Consider the following 18,086-nt stretch of genomic DNA (forward strand, 5'->3'; position numbering starts at 1 on the left):
TGCTTCCAAAAATAAAAAAACCTTTAGATTACCAGCGCGTCTTAAGCAGGTTCGGCTGAATCCCGTTGATTGCATGGGTATTGCTGAACTGCTGCTTAATGCCAGCCTCGAATTCTTCGCGGAAATATTTAATCGCGCTCTGCAGCGGCTCAACCGCGCCCGGCGCGTGCGCGCAGAAGGTTTTACCCGGGCCCAGGAATCGACACAGTTGCTCAAGGGTTTCGATATCGCCAGGCTGGCCTTCGCCGCGCTCCAGGGCGCGCAGGATCTTCACGCTCCACGGCAGCCCATCGCGGCACGGCGTACACCAGCCGCAGGACTCGCGGGCGAAGAACTCTTCGAGGTTGCGCACCAGCGAGACCATGTTGATCTCGTGGTCAACGGCCATCGCCAGCGAGGTGCCCAGACGGCTGCCCGCTTTACCAATGCTTTCGAACTCCATCGGCAGATCGAGGTGCGCTTCGGTGAGGAAGTCGGTCCCTGCCCCACCCGGCTGCCAGGCTTTAAACTTCAGGCCATCGCGCATGCCACCGGCGTAATCTTCCAGGATCTCGCGGGCAGTGGTGCCGAACGGCAGCTCCCAGACGCCCGGGTTCTTCACGCGGCCGGAGAAGCCCATCAGCTTGGTGCCGGCATCTTTACTGGTGGAGATGTTCTGGTACCACTCAACGCCGTTGGCCAAAATCGCCGGCACGTTGCACAGGGTTTCCACGTTGTTGACGCAGGTCGGCTTACCCCACACGCCGGAGCTCGCCGGGAACGGCGGCTTGGAGCGCGGGTTAGCGCGGCGACCTTCCAGGGAGTTAATCAGCGCCGTCTCTTCGCCGCAGATATAGCGCCCTGCCCCGGTGTGGACAAACAGCTCGAAGTCAAAACCGGTGCCGAGGATGTTTTTCCCCAGCAGGCCCGCCTCGGTGGCTTCGGCAATCGCGCGGCGCAGATGCTGGGCCGCTTCGATATACTCTCCGCGCAGGAAGATGTAGCCGCGGTAGGCCTTCAGCGCAAACGCGGAGATCAGCATGCCTTCCACCAGCAGGTGCGGCAGCTGCTCCATCAGCAGGCGGTCTTTATAGGTGCCCGGCTCCATTTCATCGGCGTTACACAGCAGGTAACGGATATTCATGGACTCGTCTTTCGGCATCAGGCTCCACTTCAGACCGGTGGAGAAGCCCGCGCCGCCGCGCCCTTTCAGGCCAGCGTCTTTTACCGCCGTGACGATCTCGTCCGGCGCCATGCCGGTCAGCGCTTTTCGCGCCCCTTCATAGCCATTTTTGCTGCGATACTCGTCCAGCCAGACCGGCTGCTTGTCGTCGCGCAGGCGCCAGGTGAGCGGATGCGTTTCCGCAGTACGAATTACGGTTTTCATTTGTACTGCTCCAGCAGGTCAGGAATTGCCTCCGGCGTCAGATGGCTGTGAGTGTCCTCATCAATCATCATGGTCGGTCCCTTGTCGCAGTTGCCCAGGCAGCAGGTCGGCAGCAGAGTAAAGCGGCCATCAAAGGTGGTCTGCCCTGGCTTGATGTTCAGCTTCTTCTCGATGGCGGCCTGAATCCCCTGATAGCCGGTAATGTGGCACACCACGCTGTCGCAGTAGCGGATCACGTGACGGCCAACCGGCTGGCGGAAAATCTGGCTGTAGAACGTCGCCACGCCTTCGACGTCGCTGGCCGGGATGCCCAGCACATCGGCAATGGCGTAGATCGCGCCATCCGGCACCCAGCCGCGCTGTTTCTGAACGATTTTCAGCGCTTCGATGGACGCCGCACGCGGGTCTTCGTAGTGGTGCTTCTCGTGCTCAATAGCCTCACGCTCTGCCGCACTCAGCTCAAAAGCCTCGGTTTGTGGTTGTTGATTCTCGTGCATAATTAGCGGTCCACGTCTGACATAACAAAATCGATACTACCCAGATAGACGATCAGGTCGGATACCAGGCTGCCGCGGATCGCCGACGGGATCTGCTGCAGGTGCGCAAAGCTCGGCGTGCGGACGCGGGTACGGTAGCTCATGGTGCTGCCGTCGCTGGTCAGGTAGTAACTGTTAATCCCCTTGGTCGCCTCAATCATCTGGAAGGATTCGTTGGCCGGCATGACCGGGCCCCACGATACCTGCAGGAAGTGGGTGATCAGGGTTTCGATATGCTGCAGCGTGCGCTCTTTCGGCGGCGGCGTGGTCAGCGGGTGATCCGCTTTGAACGGCCCTTCCGGCATATTGTCGAGGCACTGCTGAAGAATGCGCAGGCTCTGGCGCAGCTCTTCGACTTTCAGCATCACGCGGGTGTAGCAGTCAGAGACGCCGCCCCCGGTCGGGACTTCGAAGTCGAAGTTTTCATAGCCAGAATAAGGACGCCATTTACGCACGTCGAAGCCGATACCGGTGGCGCGCAGGCCTGCGCCGGTGGTGCCCCACTCCAGCGCCTCTTTAGCGGTATAGGCTGCCACGCCGACGGAACGGCCCTTCAGAATGGTGTTGCGCAGGGCGGCTTTTTCATAGGAGTCCAGACGCTTCGGCATCCACTCGAGGAACTCACGCAGCAGACGATCCCAGCCGCGCGGCAGATCGTGCGCGACGCCGCCGATGCGGAACCACGCCGGGTGCATACGGAAACCGGTGATCGCTTCCACCAGATCGTAGATTTTCTGCCGATCGGTAAAGGCGAAGAAGACCGGGGTCATCGCGCCGACGTCCTGAATAAAGGTAGAGATATACAGCAGGTGGCTGTTGATGCGGAACAGTTCGGAGAGCATTACGCGGATCACGTTGACGCGATCCGGCACGGTGATCCCGGCCAGTTTTTCCACGGCCAGCACGTACGGCATCTCGTTGACGCAACCGCCAAGGTATTCGATACGGTCGGTGTACGGGATGTAGCTGTGCCAGGACTGGCGCTCGCCCATCTTCTCGGCGCCGCGGTGGTGGTAACCGATGTCCGGCACGCAGTCGACGATCTCTTCGCCATCCAGCTGCAGAATAATGCGGAACGCACCGTGCGCGGAGGGGTGGTTCGGACCGAGGTTGAGGAACATGAAGTCCTCGTTGTCGGTGCCGCGCTTCATGCCCCACTCTTCCGGTTTGAAAGTCAGCGCTTCCATCTCCAGATCCTGCTTGGCTTTGGTCAGCTCAAACGGATCGAATTCGGTGGCGCGCGCCGGGTAGTCTTTACGCAGCGGGTGACCTTCCCAGGTCGGCGGCATCATGATGCGACGCAGATTCGGGTGGCCATCGAAGGTAATACCAAACATTTCCCAGGTTTCACGCTCATACCAGTTGGCGTTGGGGAACAGTTTGGTGAAGGTCGGCAGATGCAGATCGTTTTCAGACAGCGCCACCTTGAGCATGATGTCGCGGTTGCGGTCGATGGAAATCAAGTGATAGAAAACGGAAAAATCCGCGGCGGGCAGGCCATCGCGGTGCGTGCGCAGACGTTCGTCCATGCCGTGCAGGTCAAACAGCATCACGTAAGGCTTCGGCAATTTCTTCAGGAAATCACCCACCTCAAGCAGCTGCTCGCGCTTGACCCATACCACCGGTACGCCGGTACGGGTTGGCTGAACGGTAAAGGCATCCGGCCCAAAGCGGTTGCGCAGTTCGCCGATCACCGGGTCATCAAGGTGATCGCGGGTTTGCCAGGCTGGTGCGGCGTCATGCGCGGTTAAATCGGTCATATTGTTCACCATTGCAAAAGGTCCGTGGTGACTGCCGGGCGAGACTTCGCGCTGTTGTAGATTGATTTGCGAAGTGGTTCTCCCGCCCGCAGGCGCAAATTAAATCTCGTCCGGCGTCCGCAGATTGGTCACTGCAATACGTTCGCCGCGTTTACGCTCGCGTTCCGACTGCATATTGGCGCGATAGACGCCCTGATCGCCAACCACCCATGAGAGCGGACGACGTTCTTTACCAATGGACTCCTGCAGCAGCATCAGCGCCTGCATATAGGCCTCCGGACGCGGCGGGCAGCCCGGGATGTACACATCGACCGGAATAAACTTATCCACGCCCTGGACGACGGAATAGATGTCGTACATGCCGCCGGAGTTCGCGCAGGCGCCCATGGAGATCACCCACTTCGGCTCCAGCATCTGATCATAGAGACGCTGAATAACCGGCGCCATTTTGGTGAAGCAGGTTCCGGCGACCACCATCAGGTCCGCCTGACGCGGAGAGGCGCGCAGAACTTCGGCCCCAAAGCGCGCAACGTCATGCACCGCAGTGAATGACGTCACCATTTCCACATAACAGCAAGAAAGGCCGAAGTTATACGGCCAAATTGAGTTCTTACGGCCCCAGTTCACCATGTCATGCAGCGCGTGTTCGAGTTTCCCCATATACACGCTTTTGTTGACTTCCTGCTCCAGGGGGTCGGTAACGATCTCCTGTTTCTGCAGGGGGTAACGGTCGTTCTCACCGTTAGGATCTATGCGGGTGAGCGTATAATCCATCTTATTGCCTCGCTTTTACTGCATATGACGGTTAGTGGGACTGTCTGTTTCCGGGTTAACCAGCGTGCGACGGGAACGCGCAGGCGTCCAGTCCAGTGCGCCGATGCGAACGAGATAAACCAGACCAGCCAGTAGCACTAAAATGAAAATTGCGGCTTCCACAAAGCCGACCCAGCCGCTCTCGCGGATGGAGGTCGACCATGCGTAGAGATACAGGGCTTCCACGTCGAAGATCACGAAGAACATGGCAACCAGATAAAACTTCGCAGAAAGACGTAAGCGGGCCGAACCAACGGAGTCGATCCCCGATTCAAACGGCGTGTTTTTGCTACGCGCGCGCGCGCGACCGCCAAGGTACCAGCCGCCGACGAGCATCAGGCAGCACAGACCGATAGCGATGATGAGAAATATAGCGAATGCCCAGTGATGAGCGATGACTTCAGTGGATGTTGACATACGCATTGCTTAACCAAAAAAGTGTAGCGCCAAAACCCTCTGCTCTTACTGGCAGATGAACGCCACAGCGTTTCACGGGAGGAATAAAAAATAACCGTGCAAAAAAGCGTCCCTGGAAGATGTGAGAAGCCCAGATGCCGTGGCTTTTTACCCCTTTCTTTAACCTTTTGTCAACTTTAACAAAAGTTTTCATAACATTAATTTACATTGGAATCTTTTCATTAACATTAAATGCCCTTTTATGCGAAATAACCTTGCATACTGTTCGGTTTTAGTGTTGTTGAATCGTGTCCGTTTCCGTCGTAAATCAAAAATCCCTGCTATTTTGACAGGATTTAGCCTCGATTCCTCCCCCCAAAGAGGGGTATTTTCTTGATCTGCGACACGGTTTTGTTAATTACCCCAGGAAATCGGCAACAATCCATCCGGTTTTTTAACATTAGCAGGAAGTGTTGAAAGTGCAGGAAAAAGTCGGCAAGGTGAGCGTCCGGTCACGCCAATATGCTGATTTTTCTGCAAAGAAATAAAAAAAAGATTCAAAACATCAATAAGAGTGCAAAAAAAAGAGCCACCAGACGAGAAACCCACCCCTGAGGCTCTTTTTGGACACTTACATTCTGTTACCAGTTTTTGTGATCTTTGTTAGCAAAATAACCTCACAAAATGAAGGTGCTTCCTCCCTCTTCCGGAGTAAGTGCCGGCCCCGCGCGCCAGGGATCGCTCTCCTGGCTCAGAGACTGAAAAATCGCCTGCGGTAGTTCGCTCACCGTCTGCGGATTGCAGCTGACGACGTACCGGGTATCCGGCAGGACCGGCAGGCCATCACTAATGCCGGCCACGCGCAAATCCGGGCTCATCATTTCGACCGGACGCGCGGTGACCCCCAGCCCGGCTTTCACTGCCGCTTTCACCCCAGAGAGCGACGAGGCGCCGTGGGCCAGATGCCAGGAGACGCGGGCAGCCTCCAGCGCGGCGATGATGTCCTCACGGAACGGGCCAGGCTCTTCGAGCAGGATCAGGGGGATCGACTCCCCTTTCGCCAGCACGTAGTCCGCCGCACAGTACCAGAGGGTAGGCGACGTTCTCAGCGTAAAAGCGGTAAAACCGGGAAGCTGATGGGTGGTTAATGCCAGATCGACCTCTCCCCCGCTCAGCATCGCCATGATGACGGCGTGGGGATGGACTTTAATCTCCAGCGTCATTCTGGGATAGAAGCAGCCGATGCGGTTTAACAGAAACGGCAGGATAGTATCAGCGGTTTCTTCCGACGCGCCGATAGTCAGTCCCCCCTGCAGACTGCCATACATCAGAGACATGCAGGCTTCATCGTTAAAGCGCAGGATTTTGCGGGCATAGCCCAGCAGCTGAATGCCCTGCTCGGTCAGCAGTTTATTGCGTCCGTGACGAGCGAAAAGCTCCTTGCCAACCAGCTGCTCCAGGCGTTGCATTTGCTGGCTGACCGCGGACTGGGTACGGCACACTGCAGCGGCGGCGGCGGCGAAGGTGTTCAAATCAGCGACGGCTACAAAGGTGCGCAGCAGATCGAGATCGAGGTTGAGTATCGGACGTGTTGTGTTAATCATCTTTCTTCACTTACAGGTGGCTAACGCTGACCTGCCTTGTTGATGCTTTACGCCAGGTTTCCGGCTATTCCCTGAGCCTTGTGCTCACCGTCAGATGGCGGATGAACAACTGGACGAACGTTATTACATGCCAAAGTACTCATCTGAGCAAATGCGCAGAACACCGGAGTAATATATTGTTCGTATTCCTCATTATTATTAATTACCACGGCCAGCAAGGCGTCATACATCGCCCCGGGAAATCGCACAGTGGTGGTGAGAAAGCCTCTCTTTCGCCGGACTTCTTTTTTGGCGAAAAACGAACAATAAAATTCTGTAATAACAATATATTAAATACCAATTCAGCCGTAAATCATACCGACTACCACTGATATTAACGGCGATATTCTAACCGATTCCCATCCTTTTTATAAGCCTTAATAAGGATTAACTGAGTTAATTTTAAATTTTTTTCAACATTTAATATAAATTAACAAACCTCAGATTATTACCTGTCAAAAATAATAATAATGCGCTTGCGCACAGTTTTTTATTAAAATTACTTAACATCAAGATTACAAATCAACCGCTATTACATTAAGGATAGCGTTTTTTTGCGGCCATCCATTCTTCAGCCCCCCGTTTACCCGACAAACAAACCAGATAAATGATGGTAAAAAAGGCACTACCTCAACATAGACGACCGAAAAAATGCCATGAAAAGGCATAAACCACAGGAAAAATCAGCAAGCAGCAGATAAATCAATTACGCTTAAAATCCTGCGTTAGCAAAATCTTCTCCTGCAAAGCCTTCAAAACAGCGGGGAGGCGGAGTACATTGTTCCGTGCTGACTTCCACGGCAGGGAGTGGCGATAACAGCTAAAAGGTCAAGATTCATGTCCCCCATCGAAAAATCCAGCAAGTTAGAGAACGTCTGTTATGACATCCGCGGCCCGGTTCTGAAAGAAGCGAAACGTCTTGAAGAAGAAGGCAATAAAGTTCTGAAACTGAACATCGGCAACCCGGCGCCCTTCGGCTTCGAAGCCCCTGACGAGATCCTCGTCGACGTCATCCGCAATCTGCCTACCGCCCAGGGTTACTGCGATTCGAAAGGATTGTACTCGGCGCGTAAAGCCATCATGCAGCATTACCAGGCGCGGGGAATGCGCGATGTCACCGTGGAAGATATTTACATCGGCAACGGCGTGTCCGAACTGATTGTCCAGGCGATGCAGGCGCTGTTAAACAGCGGCGATGAGATGCTGGTTCCCGCCCCGGACTACCCGCTGTGGACGGCGGCGGTGTCCCTTTCCAGCGGTAAAGCAGTGCACTATCTGTGTGACGAATCCTCTGACTGGTTCCCGGATCTTGACGATATCCGCGCTAAAATTACGCCTCGCACCCGCGGGATCGTGATCATCAACCCCAACAACCCCACCGGCGCGGTCTATTCCAAAGAGCTGCTGCAGGAGATCGTGGAGATCGCCCGCCAGCACAACCTGATTATTTTCGCCGATGAGATCTACGACAAGATCCTCTACGACGAAGCCCAGCATCACTCCATTGCCGCTCTGGCGCCCGATCTGCTGACGGTGACCTTCAACGGACTGTCGAAAACTTACCGCGTCGCCGGCTTCCGTCAGGGCTGGATGGTGCTGAATGGCCCGAAAAAACATGCTAAAGGCTATATCGAAGGACTGGAAATGCTGGCGTCGATGCGTCTGTGCGCCAACGTGCCGGCCCAGCATGCTATCCAGACGGCGCTGGGCGGCTACCAGAGTATCAGCGAATTCATCATTCCCGGCGGGCGTCTGTATGAACAGCGCAACCGCGCCTGGGAGTTGATCAACGATATTCCGGGCGTCTCCTGCATGAAGCCAAAAGGCGCGCTGTACATGTTCCCGAAAATCGACGCCAAACGCTTCAATATTCACGATGACCAGAAAATGGTGCTCGATTTCCTGCTGCAGGAGAAAGTGCTGCTGGTGCAGGGTACTGCCTTTAACTGGCCGTGGCCGGATCACGTACGCATTGTGACCCTGCCTCGCGAAGACGACCTGGAGATGGCGATCTCCCGCTTCGGCCGCTTCCTCTCCGGCTACCATCAGCTGTAATCGTGCCGCCGCCGGCATTTGCATCCGGCGGCGATCCCTGCGCACAATGGAACCCGATGTTGTCACTGATTAAGGGTTCCTATGAGTCAGAGTCATTTCTTTGCCCACCTCTCCCGTCTGAAACTGATCAACCGCTGGCCGCTGATGCGCAACGTGCGCACTGAAAATGTCTCCGAGCACAGCCTGCAGGTGGCGATGGTCGCCCACGCGCTGGCGGCGATCAAAAACCGCAAATTCGGCGGCCAGGTCAACGCCGAGCGTATCGCCTTGTTAGCGATGTACCATGACGCCTCGGAAGTCTTAACTGGCGATCTCCCTACCCCGGTGAAATATTTCAATTCGCAGATTGCCCAGGAATATAAGGCGATTGAGAAAATCGCCCAGCAGAAGCTGGTGGATATGGTGCCTGACGAGCTGCGCGATATTTTCGAACCGCTGATTGACGAGCATCACTACAGTGAGGAAGAGCAGTCGATCGTCAAACAGGCTGACGCCCTCTGCGCCTACCTGAAATGCCTCGAAGAGCTGTCGGCGGGCAACAACGAATTTCTGCTGGCCAAAGGCCGTCTGGAAAAAACGCTGGCGTCGCGGCGCAGCGCGGAGATGGATTACTTTATGCAGGTGTTTGTCCCGAGCTTCCAGCTGTCGCTGGATGAAATCAGCCAGGATTCGCCGCTGTAATTTTTCAGGCCGGGCAGCGGTCGCCCCCTACCCGGCCTGCATACCTTAAAACGGGAAGAGCACCGGGATCAGCAGGACGCAGACCACCATTACCAGCACGGTAAAGGGCACGCCAATCTTTACAAAGTCGCTGAAGGAATACTTACCCGGGCCAAGCACCAGAGTGTTGACCGGCGAGGAGACCGGGGTCATAAACGCCGCCGAAGCCGCCATCGCCACCACCATGGCAAAGGGATAGGGCGACACGCCCATCGACTTCGCCGCCGCTAAGGCAATAGGCGCCATCAGCACTGCGGTGGCCGTGTTAGAGATAAACAGGCCTATCGCCGCGCACATCACAAACAGGCAGCCGAGCATCAGATAAGGCCCCTCGCCTCCGGCAACGTCCATCAGTCCCTTGACCACCAGATCCACCCCACCGGTTTTCTGCAAGGCCAGGGCAAACGGCATCATCCCGACAATCAGAATAATGCTCGGCCAGTGGATCGCCTTGTAGGCGCTTTCGGCGTTGATGCAGCGGAATTTGCCCATCAGCAGACAGGCGATGATCGCGGCGATGGGGTTGGGGATTTCATCCGTCAGCATCAGGGCCACCATCAGCACCAAACAGAAAATCGCGTGCGGAGCCTGGCTGTGGGCCGGCGAAGCGTCATCGACCTCAACCGGCATATTGAGCACCACGAAATCCCGACCGCGCTTCGCCAGCAGAGCAATTTGCCGCCAGTTGCCGACCACCAGCAGGATATCGCCGAGCTGCAGCGGCTCATCGACTACGGAACCATCCATCGCTTTGCCATCGCGCTTCATGCCGACGATATTGAGACCAAACCGGGTGCGGAAGGCTATCTCACGCACCGTTTTGCCTATCATCTCTGAATCCGGGATCAGCGCCACCTCCGCCATCCCCACATCCAGCGCCTGATCGGCAAAATACTCGCCGCGCAGCACCATCGGCTCGAGCATTTGCTCGCCGCAGAACTGGCGCAGGTCGACATCGGAGGCGGACATATCGATCAGCAGGACGTCGCGGGCGCGAAATTCCGATACCCCGTTGACGTTAACAATCACCCGACGGAACCGCCGCCAGCGCTCAACGCCGATAACGTTGGCACAGTAGCGCTCACGCAGCTTTAAATCATCCAGCCGCTGACCGATCATCGGCGAACCGGGTCGGATCGCCAGCCGGCGGGCGCGGCCGGTGAGGTGATATTCGCGAATCAAATCGCGGAAGGTGCTTCTTTTTCGTCCATCGCGCGCGGATTCGCCATTATCCGTCTTCAGCATAAAGCGCACCGCCAGCATATAGACGATGCCCAGGATCAGCACCACCAGGCCAATCGGCGTGACGCTGAAAAAACTGAAGCCGTGCAGCCCTTCGCGCAGCAGTTCGCTGTTGACCACCAGGTTGGGCGGCGTCGCCACCAGGGTCATCATCCCGCTGATAAGCCCGGCGAAGCTCAGCGGCATCATCAGCCGCGAGGGGGAGGTATTCATCCGCGCCGAGACGCTAAGGACCACCGGAATGAAAATGGCGACCACGCCGGTGGAGCTCATAAACGCGCCCAGCCCGGCGACGGTGAGCATCAGGTAGATCAGCATTTTGGTTTCGCTGTTGCCTGCTACGCTCACCAGCCAGGCGCCCATCTTGGTGGCTACCCCGGTACGCACGAGGCCGTCGCCGATAATAAACAGGGCGGCAATCAGGATCACGTTAGGATCGCTGAACCCGGAAAAAGCTTCGGTCAGCGTCAGCGTACCGCTGAGGACAAAGGCGACAATGACCATCAGGGCGATAGCATCCATGCGCACCTTGCCGGTAGCAAACAGCACAACCGCGATGGCCAGGAGGGATAAAACCCAAATCAATTCACCGTTCACAACGTTTCCTTGTCACAAGTGGGAGTCGACATAGTGGCATAAAAAAGCCCCGACGACGCGGGGCGAAATCATGGGTTTACGCTTTAAGACGCACATTCACCACGCCGTCGGCCTGGCGTTCAACCAGCAGATCTTCCAGGCTGCTCAGCACGAGGTCGGCTTCATCCAGACGGGGGGCATCGGCAGGCACCTTGACCGCGATGGTGCGACAGCCTGCCGTCAGCCCGGAGAGCAGCCCCGCCGGCGCATCTTCCACCACCGCGCACTCCCCGGCAGGCAGCCCCAGCCGCTCGGCGCCCAGCAGATAGGCGTCCGGCGCCGGCTTGCCGTGCTTCACTTGCTCAGCGGTGACAAACACCTCCGGCATCGGCAGGCCCGCCGCGCGGTGACGCGCGTGCGCAACCGGAATCGAGCCGGAGGTGACAATCGCCCACGGGATCCCAGCCTCATTGAGCGAATTCAGCAGGGCTAACGCCCCCGGCAGGGCAACGATGCCTTCGATATCAGTGGCTTCCATCTGCTCGAGATAACGGAATTCGGCCTGGATATCCTCCTCGCTGCGACCCGGCATAAAATGGCGAATGGAGGTAATGGCCTGCTTGCCGTGAATAAAACTGAGAATTTCATCATGGTCGATGGCGAAACGATCCCCCCACTTGCACCATGAACGCTCCACCACCGGTAAGGAATCCACCAGCGTCCCGTCTAAATCGAACAGGAAACCTTTACACTGCACGGGCACCTCCCTCAGGCATTGATGATTTGGTTAATTTCGTTACTGCTCAGATGATACTGGCGCGGGCAGGCGTGCCAGACGCTCAGCATCCGCTGATATTTCTCCCACATCGGGGTCTGCGAGTTAAAGCCATGGGTACCGGCGTCAAAGTGGCTGTAACGGCCTTCAACATTGACCATAAAGCGCACGTAGCCGAGAAAACGCGCTTCGGTGGCGGCATCAAAGCCGAGGAAGGTAACCCGACGCTCGTCGATACCCTCCGCGTCTTTCAGGTTGGTCCAGGAGACGTGTAGCGCGTGGTACATCTCCATGATGTCGATAACGGTACGGCAGGTTTCTTCCGTCAACTGGCCGAACTCGCGGTCCAGTTCACGCATCTGCAGCCCATACCCACGCTCAATGATGGTTTGCAGACGACGGTAGCGCTCCGCATTGTCCGGGTCGAGCATCGTCATCATTTTGTACTGATTGGATAAAATCAGACGCTGCGCATTGGTCATTTCCATGTTGTGACTCCTGTAGCACGGTAGGGCGTGAAATAAAGAAGGCGCATAAATCATGCGCCTTCTTTTATATGCGTTTTCCGTAGTGAATTACAAATCATCAAGGAAAGTTTTATCGAGTTGTTTGAAGGCGCGCTTAAGCGTGTCAGCCAGCGCCTGATAATCGGGCTTGCCTTCGACAGGCGCCAGCGCCTGCCCCGCCTCCTGCAGTTTGCCGCGTACTTCGTAGAACCAGTTAAGAATGGAAGGCGGCAGCGGCGTCACTGAACGTTTACCCAACCACCATAACCCCTGCATCGGCAGGCTCAATGCAAACAGCGCGGTGGCCACGGCGGGACCCAGCTGGCCGCCCAGCGCTATCTGCCAGCAGAGGGTGAAAATGGCGATCGGCGGCATGATGCGGATGGCGTAGCGGGTGGCACGAATGATGCGGTTTTCAATAAATACCGGCGCGAGGCGCTTGTCGAGAGGCCAGGTCTTGGCGTAGTGCTGCCCGCGGTTGAACAAGCTAAAGAAGCTAACGGGGCGTTTCTCAGGGGTCGACATGGCTTTACCTCAACTTTACATATAAAACTTAAAAAATTCGTGCAAAACACCAACTATGCATGACATCGTTCAAAAGATTTTGGCAAAGGATGCCGCAATCAGGTATCCTGTGCCCGCCTGAAAGGGCGGATAGACTCTTTTGCCAGGCTAGTCAAATTATCGCATATTCTGCCATTGGCTGAAAATTATGCAAAATGGCATAAAATCAAATGTACTTATCTCATCGTGCCTGAAAACAGAACAAGGCATGATGTTAATCATAAATGTCGAGGTCATCCTGCGCTACGCTAATGACACACTGACGTTTTTTTAGCCACGTATCATAAAAAGGTACTTCCATGTCGAGTAAGTTAGTACTGGTTCTGAACTGCGGTAGCTCCTCTCTGAAATTTGCTATCCTTGACGCCGTGAACGGCGACGAATACCTGTCCGGTTTAGCGGAATGCTTCCACCTGCCGGAAGCCCGTATCAAATGGAAAATTGACGGCGGCAAACAAGAAGCCGAATTAGGCGCGGGCGCCGCGCACAGCGAAGCACTGAACTTTATCGTTAACACTATTCTGGCACAAAAACCAGAACTGTCTGCTCAGCTGACCGCAATCGGCCACCGTATCGTCCACGGCGGCGAAAAATACACCAGCTCCGTAGTCATCGACGAGTCCGTGATTCAGGGCATTAAAGACGCCGCGTCCTTCGCCCCGCTGCACAACCCGGCACACCTGATCGGCATCGCTGAAGCGCTGAAATCCTTCCCGCACCTGAAAGACAAAAACGTGGCAGTATTCGATACGGCGTTCCACCAGACCATGCCGGAAGAATCCTATCTCTACGCCCTGCCGTACAGCCTGTACAAAGAGCACGGCGTTCGTCGTTACGGCGCGCACGGCACCAGCCACTTCTACGTGACTCAGGAAGCCGCTAAGATCCTGAACAAGCCGGTTGAAGAGCTGAACATCATCACCTGCCACCTCGGCAACGGTGGTTCGGTTTCCGCTATTCGTAACGGCAAATGCGTTGACACCTCCATGGGTCTGACCCCGCTGGAAGGCCTGGTGATGGGTACCCGCTCCGGCGATATCGATCCGGCCATCATCTTCCATCTGCACGACACCCTGGGCATGAGCGTTGACGCCATCAACAAAATGCTGACCAAAGAGTCCGGCCTGCTGGGCCTGACCGAAGTCACCAGCGACTGCCGCTACGTGGAAGACAACTACCAGGAAAAAGCCGACGCTAAACGCGCGATGGACGTCTACTGCCACCGCCTGGCGAAATACATCGGCTCCTACACTGCGCTGATGGATGGCCGTCTCGACGCCGTGATCTTCACCGGTGGCATCGGTGAAAACGCCGCGATGGTGCGTGAGCTGTCGCTGGGCAAACTGGGCGTACTGGGCTTTGAAGTTGACCATGAGCGTAACCTGGCTGCCCGCTTCGGCAAGTCTGGCTTCATCAACAAAGAAGGCACCCGTCCTGCCGTGGTTATCCCGACCAACGAAGAGCTGGTCATCGCGCAAGACGCCAGCCGTCTGACCGCATAATTCCACACCGCCAGCCCTGACCCGCAATACTTCGAGCTGCAGGAAGGCGGCGACACAGCAGATCCCCGGCACGTACAGCGCGTACGCGACCGGGGTGAGCAAGTAGAGCCAACGCACGTGCAACGTGGAGTATGACGGGTCGCTGGTGGTGCTGTTTTGTATCCCGCCTGATACTGGCGGTAACGAAAGAGGATATACCGTGTCCCGTACTATCATGTTAATTCCTACCGGTACCAGCGTAGGCCTGACCAGCGTCAGCCTCGGTGTGATCCGCGCTATGGAACGCAAAGGCGTTCGTCTGAGCGTCTTTAAACCTATCGCCCAGCCACGCTCCGGCGGCGATGCCCCGGACCAGACCACCACCATCGTTCGCGCCAGCTCCTCCACCACCACCGCTGCTGAACCGCTGAAGATGAACCACGTTGAGTCTCTGCTCTCCAGCAATCAGAAAGATGTGCTGATGGAAGAGATCATCGCCAACTACCACGCGAACACTCAGGACGCGGAAGTGGTACTGGTGGAAGGCCTGGTGCCGACCCGTAAGCATCAGTTCGCCCAGGCGCTGAACTTTGAAATCGCCAAAACCCTGAACGCGGAAATCGTCTTCGTGATGTCGCAGGGCACCGATACGCCAGAACAGCTGAACGAGCGTATTGAACTGACCCGCAATAGCTTTGGCGGCGCGAAAAACACCAGCATCACCGGCGTTATCATCAACAAACTGAATGCGCCGGTCGACGAGCAGGGCCGTACCCGTCCTGACCTGTCAGAAATCTTCGACGACTCATCCAAAGCGAAAGTCGTGAAGATCGACCCGGCTCAGCTGCAAAACGGCAGCGCGCTGCCGGTGCTGGGCGCCGTACCGTGGAGCTTCGATCTGATCGCCACCCGCGCGATCGACATGGCCCATCACCTGAATGCGACCATCATCAACGAAGGCGACATCAACACCCGCCGCGTCAAATCCGTGACCTTCTGCGCGCGCAGCATCCCGCACATGCTGGAGCACTTCCGCGCGGGCTCGCTGCTGGTGACCTCCGCAGATCGTCCTGACGTGCTGGTTGCCGCCTGCCTGGCAGCGATGAACGGCGTGGAAATCGGCGCCATCCTGCTGACCGGCGGCTATGAAATGGACGCGCGCATCAGCAAACTGTGCGAACGCGCCTTCGCCACCGGCCTGCCGGTATTCATGGTCAACACCAACACCTGGCAGACCTCCCTGAGCCTGCAGAGCTTCAACCTCGAAGTACCGGTTGACGATCACGAGCGCATTGAGAAAGTTCAGGAATACGTCGCCAACTACATCAACGCCGACTGGATCGAATCGCTGACCGCGACCTCCGAGCGCAGCCGTCGTCTCTCCCCGCCAGCCTTCCGCTACCAGCTGACCGAGCTGGCGCGTAAAGCCGGCAAACGCGTGGTTCTGCCGGAAGGCGACGAGCCGCGTACCGTGAAAGCCGCCGCTATCTGCGCCGAACGCGGGATCGCCACCTGTGTGCTGCTGGGTAACCCGGATGAGATCAACCGCGTTGCGGCAGCGCAGGGCGTTGAGCTGGGCGCCGGTATCGAAATCGTCGACCCGGAAGTGGTACGCGAAAGCTACGTGGCTCGCCTGGTCGAACTGCGTAAGAGCAAGGGCATGACCGAAGCGGTCGCCCGCGAGCAGCTGGAAGATAACGTGGTTCTCGGCACCCTGATGCTGGAACAAGACGAAGTCGACGGCCTGGTGTCCGGCGCGGTACACACCACCGCCAACACCATTCGTCCGCCGCTGCAGCTGATCAAAACCGCACCGGGCAGCTCGCTGGTCTCTTCGGTGTTCTTCATGCTGCTGCCGGAACAGGTTTACGTTTACGGCGACTGCGCGATCAACCCGGATCCGACCGCAGAGCAGCTGGCGGAAATCGCGATTCAGTCCGCTGACTCCGCGATTGCCTTCGGCATCGAACCGCGCGTGGCGATGCTCTCCTACTCCACCGGTACTTCCGGCGCGGGTAGCGATGTAGAAAAAGTCCGCGAAGCGACCCGCCTGGCGCAGGAAAAACGTCCTGACCTGATGATCGACGGTCCGCTGCAGTATGACGCCGCGGTGATGGCTGACGTCGCGAAATCCAAAGCGCCGAACTCGCCGGTAGCTGGCCGCGCGACCGTGTTCATCTTCCCGGATCTGAACACCGGTAACACCACTTATAAAGCGGTACAGCGCTCTGCCGACCTGATCTCCATCGGGCCGATGCTGCAGGGTATGCGCAAGCCGGTCAACGATCTGTCTCGTGGCGCGCTGGTAGACGATATCGTCTACACCATCGCACTGACCGCGATCCAGTCAGCTCAGCAGCAGAAGTAATCGCTCGCTGAGAGGAAAGCAAAAGGCAGCCAGATGGCTGCCTTTTTTTGTCAGGAGGCGAACAGCGTTTGCTGCCACGCGTTCGCGCGATTATTCGCGCTCGCTCTCTTCCGCGTCATCATACTCGTTACCGGCGTTGCGGGTCATCCACAGCGCCAGCGCTTTCAGGGAGTCGGGCGTGAACTCATCGCAGCGGGCGGTGATCTCTTCCGGCGTTAACCAGCACACCTCGCTTACCTCTTCTTCCTGCAGGGCAAACGGCCCGTGGGAAACGCAGCTGAACAGGCTTCCCCAGACGCGGCAGAATTTATCTTCGTAGTAGAACTGGCCGTGATCGGCGAACGGCACCCCGGCGATGCCTAACTCCTCTTCCGCCTCGCGGCGGGCCGACTCCAGCAATTGCTCATCAGCCTGCACGACGCCGCCGGCGGTGGCATCCAGCATGCCCGGATGAAAGTCTTTTGTCTCGGTGCGTCGCTGCACCAGAATTTTCCCCATTCCGTCGTGAACGACGATATAGGTCGCCCGGTGGCGCAGGCACTGCGCGCGCATCTGCTCGCGGCTGGACTGTGCTATCACCTCATTGTTTTCATTAACAATATCGACCCATTCTGTGCTTGCCAAATGATTCTGTTCCGCCATCAGGAAACCTTACTTTAAAAGCGCTCTTGCGGCGCGTCTTTATGATTGAGGGCTAAATTACGGGTAAATTGCGACCTCTGCAATAACCTGATTATCATTGAGTGCTAAAACCTGCAGACGCCCCTCATCCAGTAGCCCATAGCTGGCGGAATATCCCCCTTTCGGGATACTCACTGAGCCTGGATTAAACAGAGAGATCGCCCCGCGTTTTTCAGCAACCGGAATATGAGTATGGCCATACGCCAGGACATCGCCAGCGGCAAGTGGCGGCAAATTGTCCGGGCTATACAGATGACCGTGGGTCAGAAACAGGCGATAGCCTTCGCCAAGCACCTGCTGCCAGGGTGCGGTCATGGGAAAACGAAGCAGCATTTGATCCACTTCGCTGTCGCAGTTACCGCGGACGGCAATGATGCGCTCCGCCACGCTGTTCAGCCGCTCGGCCACCTCCGCCGGCGCATAGCCTTCCGGCAACGCGTTGCGCGGTCCGTGATTAAGCACATCGCCGAGGATGATCAGCCACCTGGCGCCACTTTGCGCGAAACGTTCAAGCACGCGTTCCGTGGCGGGCAGCGAACCATGAATATCGGAGGCAAACATCAGCTTCATAGGTTCCATCTCCACTGGTTACGATGCCTCTATG

At 56.9% G+C, this 18,086-nt stretch carries 16 protein-coding genes; 4 read left to right on the top strand and 12 right to left on the bottom strand.

Annotation, left to right across the window (positions count from 1 at the left end):
- Positions 1–28: 28 nt before the first annotated feature.
- The 6 genes from nuoF to ACLH1U_RS16585 all read right to left on the bottom strand — a co-directional run bounded on the left by nuoF (position 29) and on the right by ACLH1U_RS16585 (position 6,475).
- On the bottom strand, positions 29–1,366 hold the full coding sequence (nuoF, locus tag ACLH1U_RS16560) for an NADH-quinone oxidoreductase subunit NuoF (protein ID WP_002913158.1): 1,338 nt from the start codon (positions 1,364–1,366) through the stop codon (positions 29–31).
- Entirely contained in the window at positions 1,363–1,863 is a 501-nt protein-coding gene (gene nuoE / locus ACLH1U_RS16565; protein WP_002913160.1) for an NADH-quinone oxidoreductase subunit NuoE, read from the bottom strand. The genes nuoF and nuoE overlap by 4 nt, the downstream gene beginning before the upstream one ends.
- Positions 1,864–1,865: 2 nt before the next feature.
- Complete coding sequence (nuoC, locus tag ACLH1U_RS16570) at positions 1,866–3,674, bottom strand: NADH-quinone oxidoreductase subunit C/D (protein WP_004201746.1); 1,809 nt, start codon at positions 3,672–3,674, stop codon at positions 1,866–1,868.
- A gap of 87 nt (positions 3,675–3,761) precedes the next feature.
- Positions 3,762–4,436 (bottom strand): NADH-quinone oxidoreductase subunit NuoB, encoded by a 675-nt coding sequence (gene nuoB, locus ACLH1U_RS16575; protein WP_002913178.1) that lies wholly within the window; start codon positions 4,434–4,436, stop codon positions 3,762–3,764.
- Positions 4,437–4,451: 15 nt separating this feature from the next.
- On the bottom strand, positions 4,452–4,898 hold the full coding sequence (gene nuoA / locus ACLH1U_RS16580; RefSeq protein WP_002913181.1) for an NADH-quinone oxidoreductase subunit NuoA: 447 nt from the start codon (positions 4,896–4,898) through the stop codon (positions 4,452–4,454).
- A 650-nt stretch (positions 4,899–5,548) separates the two neighbouring features.
- Complete coding sequence (locus ACLH1U_RS16585) at positions 5,549–6,475, bottom strand: LysR family transcriptional regulator (protein WP_032453594.1); 927 nt, start codon at positions 6,473–6,475, stop codon at positions 5,549–5,551.
- A gap of 876 nt (positions 6,476–7,351) precedes the next feature.
- Between ACLH1U_RS16585 and alaA the strand changes: the two genes are divergently transcribed.
- The gene (alaA, locus tag ACLH1U_RS16590; protein WP_004201748.1) at positions 7,352–8,569 is read left to right on the top strand and encodes an alanine transaminase AlaA; all 1,218 of its coding nucleotides are present in this window, start codon (positions 7,352–7,354) and stop codon (positions 8,567–8,569) included.
- Positions 8,570–8,650: 81 nt separating this feature from the next.
- Positions 8,651–9,250 carry a 5'-deoxynucleotidase gene (yfbR, locus tag ACLH1U_RS16595; RefSeq protein ID WP_002913188.1) on the top strand — a complete coding sequence of 200 codons (600 nt, stop codon included), beginning with the start codon at positions 8,651–8,653 and terminating at the stop codon, positions 9,248–9,250.
- A gap of 45 nt (positions 9,251–9,295) precedes the next feature.
- On the opposite strand, the gene ACLH1U_RS16600 is transcribed toward yfbR, so the two are convergent.
- From ACLH1U_RS16600 to yfbV, 4 genes are all read right to left on the bottom strand, one after another.
- Complete coding sequence (locus ACLH1U_RS16600; protein WP_044524269.1) at positions 9,296–11,128, bottom strand: SLC13 family permease; 1,833 nt, start codon at positions 11,126–11,128, stop codon at positions 9,296–9,298.
- 76 nt (positions 11,129–11,204) lie between these two features.
- Complete coding sequence (locus tag ACLH1U_RS16605; protein ID WP_023290514.1) at positions 11,205–11,864, bottom strand: sugar phosphatase; 660 nt, start codon at positions 11,862–11,864, stop codon at positions 11,205–11,207.
- 11 nt (positions 11,865–11,875) lie between these two features.
- Positions 11,876–12,370, bottom strand: coding sequence for a YfbU family protein (locus ACLH1U_RS16610; RefSeq protein ID WP_023290515.1), 495 nt, complete (start codon positions 12,368–12,370; stop codon positions 11,876–11,878).
- An 87-nt stretch (positions 12,371–12,457) separates the two neighbouring features.
- Positions 12,458–12,913 (bottom strand): terminus macrodomain insulation protein YfbV, encoded by a 456-nt coding sequence (gene yfbV / locus ACLH1U_RS16615; protein ID WP_002913194.1) that lies wholly within the window; start codon positions 12,911–12,913, stop codon positions 12,458–12,460.
- Between the two features lie 338 nt (positions 12,914–13,251).
- Between yfbV and ackA the strand changes: the two genes are divergently transcribed.
- Positions 13,252–14,454, top strand: a complete 1,203-nt coding sequence (gene ackA, locus ACLH1U_RS16620) for an acetate kinase (protein ID WP_008803940.1) — start codon at positions 13,252–13,254, stop codon at positions 14,452–14,454.
- Between the two features lie 199 nt (positions 14,455–14,653).
- Positions 14,654–16,801 (top strand): phosphate acetyltransferase, encoded by a 2,148-nt coding sequence (pta, locus tag ACLH1U_RS16625; RefSeq protein ID WP_032453599.1) that lies wholly within the window; start codon positions 14,654–14,656, stop codon positions 16,799–16,801.
- 90 nt (positions 16,802–16,891) lie between these two features.
- On the opposite strand, the gene yfcD is transcribed toward pta, so the two are convergent.
- Positions 16,892–17,443 (bottom strand): NUDIX hydrolase YfcD, encoded by a 552-nt coding sequence (yfcD, locus tag ACLH1U_RS16630; protein WP_002913197.1) that lies wholly within the window; start codon positions 17,441–17,443, stop codon positions 16,892–16,894.
- Positions 17,444–17,500: 57 nt separating this feature from the next.
- Positions 17,501–18,052 carry a phosphodiesterase gene (gene yfcE, locus ACLH1U_RS16635; RefSeq protein ID WP_023290517.1) on the bottom strand — a complete coding sequence of 184 codons (552 nt, stop codon included), beginning with the start codon at positions 18,050–18,052 and terminating at the stop codon, positions 17,501–17,503.
- Between the last annotated feature and the right edge of the window lie 34 nt (positions 18,053–18,086).

Origin of the sequence: Klebsiella sp. 1SOBk5mer (assembly GCF_046603115.1) — a bacterium.
Classification (GTDB): Bacteria; Pseudomonadota; Gammaproteobacteria; order Enterobacterales; family Enterobacteriaceae; genus Klebsiella; species Klebsiella quasipneumoniae.

What these genes read in the sequence shown, in the direction of transcription:
- yfbV (WP_002913194.1), bottom strand. Translation starts at nt 12,913, where the DNA reads ATGTCGACCCCTGAGAAACGCCCCGTTAGCTTCTTTAGCTTGTTCAAC.
- yfcD (WP_002913197.1), bottom strand. Translation starts at nt 17,443, where the DNA reads ATGGCGGAACAGAATCATTTGGCAAGCACAGAATGGGTCGATATTGTT.
- nuoE (WP_002913160.1), bottom strand. Translation starts at nt 1,863, where the DNA reads ATGCACGAGAATCAACAACCACAAACCGAGGCTTTTGAGCTGAGTGCG.
- alaA (WP_004201748.1), top strand. Translation starts at nt 7,352, where the DNA reads ATGTCCCCCATCGAAAAATCCAGCAAGTTAGAGAACGTCTGTTATGAC.
- yfbR (WP_002913188.1), top strand. Translation starts at nt 8,651, where the DNA reads ATGAGTCAGAGTCATTTCTTTGCCCACCTCTCCCGTCTGAAACTGATC.
- nuoF (WP_002913158.1), bottom strand. Translation starts at nt 1,366, where the DNA reads ATGAAAACCGTAATTCGTACTGCGGAAACGCATCCGCTCACCTGGCGC.
- nuoC (WP_004201746.1), bottom strand. Translation starts at nt 3,674, where the DNA reads ATGGTGAACAATATGACCGATTTAACCGCGCATGACGCCGCACCAGCC.
- nuoA (WP_002913181.1), bottom strand. Translation starts at nt 4,898, where the DNA reads ATGCGTATGTCAACATCCACTGAAGTCATCGCTCATCACTGGGCATTC.
- ACLH1U_RS16610 (WP_023290515.1), bottom strand. Translation starts at nt 12,370, where the DNA reads ATGGAAATGACCAATGCGCAGCGTCTGATTTTATCCAATCAGTACAAA.
- yfcE (WP_023290517.1), bottom strand. Translation starts at nt 18,052, where the DNA reads ATGAAGCTGATGTTTGCCTCCGATATTCATGGTTCGCTGCCCGCCACG.
- ACLH1U_RS16585 (WP_032453594.1), bottom strand. Translation starts at nt 6,475, where the DNA reads ATGATTAACACAACACGTCCGATACTCAACCTCGATCTCGATCTGCTG.
- nuoB (WP_002913178.1), bottom strand. Translation starts at nt 4,436, where the DNA reads ATGGATTATACGCTCACCCGCATAGATCCTAACGGTGAGAACGACCGT.
- ackA (WP_008803940.1), top strand. Translation starts at nt 13,252, where the DNA reads ATGTCGAGTAAGTTAGTACTGGTTCTGAACTGCGGTAGCTCCTCTCTG.